Raw genomic sequence first — 10,288 nt, 5'->3', positions numbered from 1 at the left:
GTGGCGGCCCCTCCAACGCTGGATCGGACGCCGCGAGTACTTCGACCAGACCTACCAAGCCATCGCCGGCCTGGTCTCCGACCGCGCGGCCATGCGGTAATCAACCACCAGCCAACCCGCCAGGCCAACACAGCCCGACCTCAATCGAGCACCACGTCGTAACCTCCGCCGACGGAACGATACGGCTCCGGGAGAGCGACACCCCCGCCGTCGTCCTGGCGATCACCCCGACCGCGCTCGGCACGTTCCTCCTCGCCCTCAAGACCGGCGAGTTCGGGCCGACCGCATCGGCCTGAGGCCTTCCGGGCCGTGGGGCCCCGCCTGGGCGTCAGGTCGGAAGGGGCTCGGTCAGTAGTAGCCCTTTTCGCCGTCGAGAAGCTCTCGGACGGCATCCATGTGACCGGCGTGCCGGGCGGTCTCCTCGATCATGTGGAGCAGGATCCACCGCAGGGTCGCGGCAGCAGCACCGAAGTCCGGGTGGCGGCCCGCGTCATCCAGCGAGTGGGCCGCGATGATCTCGTTCGACACCGCACATTGCCGGTCGTACTCCTTGAGGAGCTGTGCGAGCGGGATGTCGTCGACCATCATGTCGGCGTCCTCGGGCCCGTCGTCGAATTGAGGCCCCTCGGCCGGCCGGCCGAGCAGGATGACCTCGAACCAGCAGTGCTCGACCCAACGCATGTGGGAGACGACACCCGCCATCGTCATATGGGGCGAGGCCGGAAGGACGGATCGGTGGGCGTCCGCCTCGGACAGCCCGTCGCATTTCCAGCCGATGATCGCGCGCTGCATGTCGAGCCAGCCGACAAGCTGGGTGCGCTCGTCGGCGCCGTAAGGAGGGCGATTGCGGGGAGGGGTCATGGGCGCTGACGGTACCTTGGCCGGGCGTCGGATCGCAGGTGGTTTCTGGCCGGTGAAGCCCCTGGCCCGGCCGCCCGCCCCCGCGCCCGTCGCTGAGCACGCGCGACGGGGGCGGGCGGCCGGGGCCGTCAGCTGGAGGAGACGCCGAAGCTGTTGGTGGTGAAGTTCAGACCGCCCGAGGAAGAGGTGATCTCGAAGCCGAACTGGACGTTCCCAAGGGTGATGTTGCCGAAGTAGCCCTTGGTGTTCTTGAGGTAGTTCATGACAGCTAGGATGTTCACCGATCCGGAGCTGGTGTTGCTGGTGCGGACAAACGAGTAGACCGCGTTGGACCCGTTGGAGCCCTTGTAGAGGGTCCAGGTGTGGCCGCCGACGGTCACGGTGCCGACCGAGCTGCCCAGCGGGCCGACCGCGCCGGTGTAGTTCATCCACAGCATGATCTCGTTCGCATTGTTGCTGTCCCAGATGTCGTACGCGGTCTCGTACGAGCCGGAGGAGGGCGCCGTGACGTTGAAGCTCGACGTCACGGACGACAGTGAGGTGAGCGTCTTGCCTACGTACTTGGTGGCGTTCGGGTAGGACTTGACGCCGCCGGTGTTGGGGTGGTTCGCCCAGACACCCCAGTTGCTGTACGAGTTGGCCCACATGGTCTGGGCGCCGGCGCCGGAGCCCCAGACGTCGTTGTAGAGCGTGTAGCCGCCGTTGGACCAGCTGCCGTACTGGGCGGAGGTGGACCAGGTGGCGGCCTGGGCCGGGGTGGCGGCGAAGCCGATGACGGCGAGGAGCGCTATGAGCGAGGTCAGGAAGAGCTTGCGGGCGGCTCGTTGCACGGTGTGTCTCCCTTGACGCTTGGGGGATTTGCGGGGGTGGCCCCGCCGAGGTCCAGCTCCAGGACGGTGTCCTGGCCGGCGGGGAGCTTCAGGGTGCGGGTCATGCCGCGACCTCCCGTAGGACGGCGACGCCGTAGCGGGGCAGCGGGACGTCCCCGGTGTGGGTGAGGCCGGAGAGGAGGTCTTCATGGCTGCCGCCGCCGACCGGGACGGTCACCGGTTCCTGCCCGTGGTTCAGCAGGAAGAGCAGTTCGCCACGGCGTACGGCCTCGACCCCGCCCGGCAGCGATGGCAGGACCGGCCGCGCTCCGGCCTCGTCCGCCGCGCGGGCCAGCAGGGCGCGCAGCGCGTCGGGCTCCGGGAGGGTGCTGACGTACCAGGCGGTACCGTCGCCCGCCGTGTTGCGGGTCACCGCGGGCTGCCCGTCGAGCTCGTCGCCCTTGTAGACGGCGACCGCCTCGGCGGTGGAAACCTCGATGTCCTCGGACCAGACCGTACCGGCGAAAGAGTCGCACGCGACCGATTCGCCTTGGGCGAGCGGCCACCACTCGTGCAGGGTGTCAATACCGAACAGCTCGCGCAGTCTCGCGTCGAAGCCGCCGGGCCGGACCCGGTCGTCCTCGTCGGCGACGCCGGTGAAGAAGCCCGAGACGAGGGTGCCGCCGCCGCGCACGTAGACGGAGAGGTTGTCGACGGCGGCGTCGCCCGCGAGATAGAGGTTGGGGATGACGATGAGCTTGTAGCGGGAGAGGTCGGCCTCGGGGTGGGCGAAGTCGGCGGTGATGTTCTGGGCCCAGAGGGCGTGGTGCCAGGCCCGTACGGTCTGTTCGTAGTCGAGTTCGGCGGAGGGGCGGCCGGACTGCTGATGGGCCCACCAGGTCTGCCAGTCCAGCAGGATGCCGACCTCGGCGGGGACCCCCTTGCCGACCGCGCCGGCCAGCTTCCGCAGGTCGGCGCCGAGCCCCTTGACCTGCTGGAACGTACGGCCCTGCTCCCCCGCGTGCGAGAGCATCCCGGAGTGGAACTTCTCCGCGCCCTGCCGGGACTGCCGCCACTGGAAGTAGCAGACGGCGTCGGCGCCACGGGCGACGGCCTGCAGGGACCAGAGACGGTTCAGGCCGCGCGGCTTGGGGTGGTTGACGCCACGCCAGTTGACGGGTCCGGCGGCCTGCTCCATCAGCATCCAGGGGCCGGGACCGGACTGGGAGCGGGTGATGTCGTGGATCATCGCGTTGCAGGCACCGCCGAGCGGGTCCTTCGGGTCCGGGTAGATGTCGACGGACACGACGTCCTCCTCGCCGGACCACTTCCAGCCGTCCTGCCCGATCCAGAAGGGCATGAAGTTGGTGGTGACGGGGATGTGCGGGGTGTGCCGGGCGACGATGTCACGCTCGGCGGTGAAGCACTCCAGCCAGGCGTCGGAGGTGAAGCGGCGGAAGTCCAGGCCGTGGGCGGGGTTGATCATGTACTGGGCCTGGCGGGGTGGGATCAGCTCCTCCCAGGAGTCGTAGCGCTGGCTCCAGAAGGCCGTTCCCCACGCCTCATTGAGCCTGTCCAGCGTCCCGTACTTCGCCCGCAGCCAGCGGCGGAAGTGCGCGGCGGTCTCGTCGCAGTAGCAGAAGGTGCAGTACTCGTTGTTGATATGCCACATGCGCAGCCCGGGGTGGCCGCCGTAGCGCGCGGCGAGGTCCTCGGTGATCCGGCGCGCGTAGTCGCGGTAGACGGGCGAGGAGGCGCAGAACTGGTTGCGCGCGCCGTACCAGACGATGTTGCCTTGGCTGTCGCGCGGCAGGGTCTCAGGGTGCCGGGAGCCCATCCAGGGCGGCGGTCCGGCGGTGGGGGTCGCGAGGACGGCGCCGATGCCGCCCGCGTGGAGCAGGTCCAGGAGGCGGTCGAGCCAGCCGAAGTCCCGTGCTCCCGGGCGGGGTTCGAGCTTGGCCCAGGAGAAGACGCCGACGGTGACGCTGTTCACGCCGGCCTCGCGCATGAGGCGGATGTCCTCCGGCCAGACCTCCTCGGGCCACTGCTCGGGGTTGTAGTCGCCGCCGAAGAGGATGCGGCCACGGGTCGCGTCGTTGAGATCAGGCATGGGTCCTCCGGTCCTCCGCACTCATTGGGGGGTCGCCGTATTGAATGCCGCGGCCGTTGGTGCCGAGGTAGACACGGCCGTGGACGCGCGGGTCGCCGGTGATGGTCTGGCCGATCCAGCCCCACTGGTGAGCGTCGTCATTGATCCGGGTCCAGGTGGCGCCCTCGTCGTCGGAGCGGAAGACGCAGGTCGTGGTGTCGAAGGCGAGCACCGCGAAGACCGCCGGGTAGGCCGCGCCGGGGGCGGCCTTGCCGAAGCCGAGGGTGTACGAGGCCCAGGGGCCGCTCACCTTCGTAAAGCTCTTGCCGCCGTCGGTCGAGCGGTACAGGCCGTTCCACTTGGCGCAGAGCCAGAGGTCGCCGTTGCGGCCCGGTGCTGCCGCGATCTTGAACTGGGTGTCGCCGGACGGCAGTCCGGTCGCGCCCGCGGTGAAGGTCGCGCCGGAGTCGGTGGAGATGTACACCGTGCCGGTGGTGGTGTCGTACGCGTAGAAGCGCGTCGGGTCGGCCGGATCGGCGACCGGGGGCGCGCCCTTGGGGGCGGTGGTGACCTCGGCCCAGCCGGCGCCGTTGTCCGTGGAGCGCTGGGTCGGGTACGTGGTGCCGTCCCAGTGGACCAGCGACCAGAGGATCGCCGAGCTGTCGGCGCTGACGGCGACCGGGCCGGGCGCGTTGGAGGCGATGTCCGGCTGGGCGGCGAAAGGGGTCCAGGTCTGTCCGCCGTCGGTGGAGTACGCGCCGTTCTTCGCGGACGACCAGCCGGTCCGGACCACGTACGAGGGTTTGAGCGCGGCCTGGTCCAGGCCGGTCGTCGAGCCGAAGATGGGGTTCGCGGACATTCCGGCGGCCGGGGACGCGTTGAGCGTGTCGTGGTAGAAGCCGCCGATGTCGCCGAGGGCGGAGAGCAGGTGCGCTGTGCCGGTCGGCGGCGAGAGCAGCTTGGTGACGGCCGTCTCCTCCAGGCCGCGGATCTGCGGAGCCCAGTGTTTGAGGTCCCGGGTGCCGTAGAGGGTGGCGCCGGTGCCGTAGACGATGTGCTGGGAGTCGAACGGGTCGATGGCCACGGCCTGGATCCACCAGCCGAACTTCGCCTCGGCGCCCCACTTCAGATACGGCGTCTCCGACACGTCCAGGACCGCTGTGTCCTTCAGCGACTTCCAGGACCGGCCGCCGTCGGTGGAGCGGAAGAGCGTGTCGACGTCCGCCCAGCGGTTGTTGGTCGACACCACGACGGTGCCGGGCTTGCGGGCGTCAACCGACAGGCCGGCGTAGCCGAAGGTGTCGGCCGAGCCGTCGCTTGTGGTGCCCCCTGGCTTGACCGGGGTGACCTCGGTCCAGGTGCCGGTGGCGGTGTTGAGCTTGTGGACCGAGCCGTCGCTCTGGTTGTTCGGGCCGGGCGCGTTCGCGTACGTGACGTAGAGGTGGCCGTCCTCGCTGTACACGGCGTGCTGCGGCACCTTCGCGGCGGTGCCGGTGGGCTGGCCCGGGACGGCCTCCCAGGCCGTGCCGTCCTTCGTACGGTAGAGCGCGGTGTCACCGTCCCCCCAGCCGGCGTAGATCGCGCGCCCTGCGGCGGCGAGGAACGTGATGCCCTGGCCCGAGGCGGTGCCGGTCGGTGGGAAGGCCGTGGCCTGCGCCCATGTCGCGCCCCGGTCCGCCGACTTCCACAGCCCGTCATGCCGGGTCCCCAGCCACAGCGTGTCCGCATCGCGCGGGTCCACCAGCAGCCGCTCCCCGGCGCCCCTGCCGTCCTCGTTCGCCCCGAGTTTCACCGTCAGGTCTGTACGGGTCCAGCCGGCGCCCCGGTCGTCGGAGCGCAGGATTGCGCCGTTCGTCGCCCACGACTGCGAGTAGGTGCCGAGGGCCAGATACACCCGCCCCGGGTGCGCCGGGTCGATCGCGATCGCCTCGACCCCCAGCAGGTTCCAGTCGTCCCAGCCCAGCTGGTCGATGAGCGGTATCCACCGCGCCGTGCGCTCGTCCCACCGGTACGCGCCCCCGATGTCCGTACGCGCGTACGCCAGCCCGCGCTCACGCGGATGGAACACCACCCCGGTGACGAATCCGGTGCCGCCGATGGCGACATTGCGCCATCGGTACGTCTGCGCGGCCGCTGCGGCAGTGTTGTCGGCGGCCTGCGCGCGCCCTTGCGCGAACGGCAGCGCGGCGAGTGCGGCGGTGGCCGCGGTGCCGGAGAGCACGCCGCGTCTTGTGAACGGCTGAGCGGGCAGATCCATGGCAGGAACCTCGTTCCGTGCGGGGCGCGCTGGCGCGCGCGGTGTGGCCGGGTGCGGTGCGGTGCCTCTGTCGGGGCGGGCCTGGGCCGCCGCGCCCGGCGGGGGTCAGGTGCCCGACGGGCGCGGCGGAGCTGCGATGCCCGGGCGCTGCCCTGGGCCCGGGTTGCCATGTGCGGGCCGGTGGGCGGGTTGTGCCCACCCTCCCCCGGCCTGCGGCACGCCTGCCCACAACCAGGTGCCTTCCAGCCCGTCCGGCGTTTGAGGGCTGGGGGTCGGGCTGGGGGTCCCCCCACGCCCGCAGGGCGTAGCGGGCGGGTCTGGGGCGGAGCCTCAGTCGCGGGAAGGGGCGGGGCGGGGGAAGCGCGCCGCAGGCGACCTCGCCCCCCCCGAGCGCGGCTTACCCCTTGACGGCGCCGATGAGCATGCCCTTCTGGAAGTGCTTCTGGACGAAGGGGTAGATGATCGCCACCGGGATCAGTGCCAGCACCATGACCGCCATCTGCACGGCGAGGCCCGGGACCTGGTTCGCGCCCACCGTCATGATTCCGTTGTTCGTGCCGGAGCCGGGGAACGACTGGTGCATCAGCACGTAGTAGCGGAGTATCAGCTGCAGCGGCCACTTCTCAGGGCTGTTGATGTAGAGCATCGCGTTGAACCACGAGCTCCAGTAGCCGACCGCGTAGAACAGCGCGATCACCGCGGTGACCGCCCGCGACAGCGGCAGCACGATTTGCAGAAGGATCCGCCATTCCCCCGCTCCGTCGATCCGCGCGCTGTCGATCAACTCCGGTGCGGTGGACATGAAGAACGACCGCAGCACCAGGATGTTGAAGATGCTCACAGCGCTCGGCAGGATCAGTGCCCAGTAGCTGTCGATCAGACCCATTCCGCTGATCAGCAGGTACGTCGGAATGAGGCCCGCGCCGAAGAACATCGTGATGAGCAGAGTCAGCAGCAGCGGTCGGTGCGCGAACGAACCCGGCCGTGACAGCCCGTACGCCGCGAGGATCGACACTGCCATGGAGATGGCCGTACCGACCAGCGTCAGCCCCAGACTGACCATCACAGCTCGCGTGACCACTCCCCCGCTGAGGATTTCGGTGTACGCGTTGAAGGTGATCGATTTCGGGACGATGACCAGACCACCGGCGTCCGTGATCGTCTTCTGGTCGGAGAGGCTGGTGACGATCACGACCCACAGCGGGCCGAGGATGAGCGCACACACCACGGTCAGGGTCAGGCCCTTGAGGCTCTGCCCCGCCTTGGTGGGCTCCTCCTCCCATACGGGCCGTGTGCTGTCGCGGCGCAGGATCTGCGCCGCGGGGGCGGGCATCACAGCGGTGTCGACCGGACCGATCGTCGGTGCCGTCATTTCGAGTACACCCCCTGCTCGCCCAGCTTGTGGGCGATCTTGTTGGCCAGCAGGATCAGCAACAGGCTGAACAGGCCCTTGATCAGGCCGGCGGCGGCCGCGTACGCGTAGTCCCCGGTACGGATTCCGATGTACCAGACGTATGTGTCGAGTACTTCGGAGGCGCCCGCGCCAACAGCGTCACGCTGGAGCAGGATCTGCTCGAAGCCGACGGTCAAGGCATCGCCCACGCGCAGCACCAGGAGCAGCGCGATCACCGGCCGCAGTGCGGGGAGGGTGACGTGCCACATCCGCCGCCAGCGGTTGGCGCCGTCGACGGCCGCGGCCTCGTAGAGCTCGTTGTTGACGGCCGACAACGCGGCGAGGAAGACGATGACGCCCCAGCCCGCGTCCTTCCACACCGACTGTGCGGTGACCAGGAATTTGAAGAGCCCCGGATTGGTCATCAGGTCGAAGCCGTTGACTCCGTGGTCGCGCAGTTGCTGGGCGATCAGGCCCGCGCCGCCGAGCATCTGCTGGAAGACGGTGATGACCAGCACCCACGAGAAGAAGTGCGGGAGGTAGAGGATGCTCTGCACAACGGTGCGGAGCTTGTTGCTGATCACGCTGTTGATCAGGAGCGCCAGCAGGATCGGGATCGGGAAGAAGAGGATCAGCTGGATGAAGGTGATGCTCAGGGTGTTCTGGACCACGCCCCAGAAGCGGGCGTCCTCGAAGATCCGCTGGAAGTTGTAGAAGCCGACCCACTGGCTGTGCCAGATGCCGCCGCCGTAGACGTCGTAGTTCTGGAAGGCGACGACGTTTCCGAGGATCGGGATGTAGTTGAAGACCAGCAGCAGGCCGACGACGGGCATGGTCATCAGCAGCAGCGCGCGGTCCCGGCGCAGCCGGTGCCGCCAGGTGATGCCACCTTCGCGGCGGGTGGCGGGCTGCTGCTTTCCGCGCTTGCCCAGGCGGGCGGTACGGATCGTCGTAAGGGTGGAGACGGGAGTGCCCTCGACGGGTGCCGGTACCGTAGCCGCGATCCCCGCGTCCCTGGCATCGGTCCCGCCCGGGATCTGGTCATGCTGTGTGCCGCCGCCCCGACGGGGGTTGGTCCCCCCGCCGGGCCGACCGTCCGCCTGGACTGACATCAGGAAGCGCCGCCGTTCGCGTCCAGGATCTTCTTGTAGAACGTCCGCAGTTCCTCGCCGCCGGTCGAACGCCACGAGGAGATCGCCGACTTGACGTCGGACAACGACTTGCGGCCCCGGGTGTAGTCGTTCTGCAGGTCGAGGAAGCTCGCCCCGAGGGTCGCGAAGCGGGTCGGCTCCTGGATCTGCATGCCGTAGAAGAGCGGCTTCTTGAAGAAGGGCGCCATGCGGGCGTCCCAGGCGCAGTAGTCCTTGACGTTCTGCGGGTAGGCGACATACGCGTAGGCCGGTGGCGGGGTGGACAGGAAGCCGTAGGAACTGGTGACGTCCTTCTTGCCCTGATCGGTCGTCTGCGGGATTCCGTTCTTGTCCTTCTTGAAGTGGACGCCCTCGGCGCCGTACGTCACCAGTTCGTACTCCTTGGTGCCGAACGGCGCGGCGAGGTAGTTCGCGACGGCGAGCAGTTCCTCGATCTGGGCCTTGGACAGCTTCTTGTTCAGGAAGCTGAACATGTAGGCGGGGGCGGCGTACCAGAGGGTGGGGTCTCCGCCGTCGGCGGCGAAGAAGTCCATCGCCTGCATGTTGAACTTGGGGTTGATCGCGGCCTGCCGGGCGACCGCCTCGTGCCAGGCACCGTTGCCGTCGCTGTAGATGAGCGTTTTGCCGGATTCGAAGCGGGTCTTGGCGTCGGCGGTCTTGAGGGCCACCGCGTCCGGGTGCACCACGCCCGCCTTGAACAACTTGCGCGTCCAGTCCAGGGCGGCGAGGTATTCCTCGGTCTCGACCTTGTTGACCAGCTTGCCGTTGTCGAGCTTCCAGTAGGAGGGCCGGTCGGGCACGCAGCCGAAGAAGGCCTGGGCGCTCACCCACATGTCGTCGCAGGCCCAGCGGTTGTTCTTGGCGTCGGTGATCTGCTTGGCGAGGGAGAGGAACTCGGCTGCGGACTTGGGTGGTTGGACGCCGAGGGTGTCGAAGATGTCCTTGCGGTAGTAGACCGGGTTGCCGGTCTTGAGCTCGCTGGACAGCGGGATGCCCTTGAGTTTGCCGCCGAAGGTGGCGTACTGCCAGGCGGCGGTGGGGATGGCGGCCAGATTCGGGTACTTCTTGATCTCGTCGCCGGAGAGATACGGGCCGAGGTCCGCGAACTTGGAGCCCACCGCGTTGGGTATCTGGCCGGTGAGGTTCCAAGTGGGCAGATTCATCCAGTCCGGGATGTCGGACGAGGCGAGGATCGCGCCGATCTTGTCCTGGTAGGTGGTCCCGTCGGATTCCTGGATCTTGATATTCGTGCCGAGCGCCTTGTTGACCGCCTTGAAGTAGGCGTTGTCGCTGCTCGGGAGGGACCACCAGGCGGGGGTCATCGCCTTGTAGGAGCCGCCCTTGCCGGGGGTGCCGCTCACCGAGGTGACCAGGTCTGCCGGGTACTTCAGGAAGCCGGGCGTGGACCCGTTCACACCTGCGATGTCGGGCTGGACCGCGTTCGAGGCGACATAGGCCGGAAGGAGCTTCTTCAGCGAGCTGCCGGCCGCCACGCCGCCATTGCCCGAGGCGTTGTTCGGCGTGGAACAGGCAGAGAGCAGGGACCCGCCCGCGGCAGTGGCCGCGACGGCTACAGCCCCGCTCAGGAACATTCTTCGGCTGGGGGCGGATCCGTTGGCCGGAGCCTGGGAGTTCGGCATTGCGTCAACCCTTCGTGGCGCGCCAGGACACACGGCGGGGCTGCCGCCGGTCGGCTTCTTCTGGGGGAGGAACAGGCTGAACTGGCTG

Annotated in this window: 8 protein-coding genes; all 8 read right to left on the bottom strand. The window is 68.8% G+C overall.

The window, feature by feature from the left end; genetic code table 11:
• Positions 1-348 precede the first annotated feature (348 nt).
• Complete coding sequence (locus FCI23_RS42835) at positions 349-861, bottom strand: DinB family protein (protein WP_136729469.1); 513 nt, start codon at positions 859-861, stop codon at positions 349-351.
• Positions 862-989: 128 nt separating this feature from the next.
• Complete coding sequence (locus FCI23_RS42830; protein ID WP_246144612.1) at positions 990-1,691, bottom strand: GH12 family glycosyl hydrolase domain-containing protein; 702 nt, start codon at positions 1,689-1,691, stop codon at positions 990-992.
• Complete coding sequence (locus FCI23_RS62715; RefSeq protein WP_265737818.1) at positions 1,661-1,795, bottom strand: hypothetical protein; 135 nt, start codon at positions 1,793-1,795, stop codon at positions 1,661-1,663. The genes FCI23_RS42830 and FCI23_RS62715 overlap by 31 nt, the downstream gene beginning before the upstream one ends.
• A complete protein-coding gene (locus FCI23_RS42825; RefSeq protein ID WP_136729467.1) occupies positions 1,792-3,780 on the bottom strand; it encodes a beta-galactosidase in 1,989 nt (662 codons plus the stop codon). Before FCI23_RS42825 ends, FCI23_RS62715 begins: the two co-directional genes overlap by 4 nt.
• Positions 3,773-6,016 (bottom strand): sialidase family protein, encoded by a 2,244-nt coding sequence (locus FCI23_RS42820; RefSeq protein WP_136729466.1) that lies wholly within the window; start codon positions 6,014-6,016, stop codon positions 3,773-3,775. Before FCI23_RS42820 ends, FCI23_RS42825 begins: the two co-directional genes overlap by 8 nt.
• Positions 6,017-6,413: 397 nt before the next feature.
• Positions 6,414-7,388, bottom strand: coding sequence for a carbohydrate ABC transporter permease (locus FCI23_RS42815; protein ID WP_136729465.1), 975 nt, complete (start codon positions 7,386-7,388; stop codon positions 6,414-6,416).
• Positions 7,385-8,521, bottom strand: coding sequence for an ABC transporter permease (locus tag FCI23_RS42810; RefSeq protein WP_136729464.1), 1,137 nt, complete (start codon positions 8,519-8,521; stop codon positions 7,385-7,387). Before FCI23_RS42810 ends, FCI23_RS42815 begins: the two co-directional genes overlap by 4 nt.
• Entirely contained in the window at positions 8,521-10,200 is a 1,680-nt protein-coding gene (locus tag FCI23_RS42805) for an extracellular solute-binding protein (RefSeq protein WP_136729463.1), read from the bottom strand. The genes FCI23_RS42810 and FCI23_RS42805 overlap by 1 nt, the downstream gene beginning before the upstream one ends.
• Positions 10,201-10,288 lie beyond the last annotated feature (88 nt).

Source organism: Actinacidiphila oryziradicis, assembly GCF_005047355.1.
GTDB classification, from domain to species: domain Bacteria; phylum Actinomycetota; class Actinomycetes; order Streptomycetales; family Streptomycetaceae; genus Actinacidiphila; species Actinacidiphila oryziradicis.
Note: the sequence above shows the minus strand (reverse complement) of the source record. Positions and strands in the feature narration are given on the sequence as shown.

Bases quoted from the DNA above. Each gene is read 5' to 3' on its own strand.
- FCI23_RS42810 (WP_136729464.1), bottom strand. From the start codon at position 8,521: ATGTCAGTCCAGGCGGACGGTCGGCCCGGCGGGGGGACCAACCCCCGT.
- FCI23_RS42820 (WP_136729466.1), bottom strand. From the start codon at position 6,016: ATGGATCTGCCCGCTCAGCCGTTCACAAGACGCGGCGTGCTCTCCGGC.
- FCI23_RS42805 (WP_136729463.1), bottom strand. From the start codon at position 10,200: ATGCCGAACTCCCAGGCTCCGGCCAACGGATCCGCCCCCAGCCGAAGA.
- FCI23_RS62715 (WP_265737818.1), bottom strand. From the start codon at position 1,795: ATGACCCGCACCCTGAAGCTCCCCGCCGGCCAGGACACCGTCCTGGAG.
- FCI23_RS42835 (WP_136729469.1), bottom strand. From the start codon at position 861: ATGACCCCTCCCCGCAATCGCCCTCCTTACGGCGCCGACGAGCGCACC.
- FCI23_RS42815 (WP_136729465.1), bottom strand. From the start codon at position 7,388: ATGACGGCACCGACGATCGGTCCGGTCGACACCGCTGTGATGCCCGCC.
- FCI23_RS42825 (WP_136729467.1), bottom strand. From the start codon at position 3,780: ATGCCTGATCTCAACGACGCGACCCGTGGCCGCATCCTCTTCGGCGGC.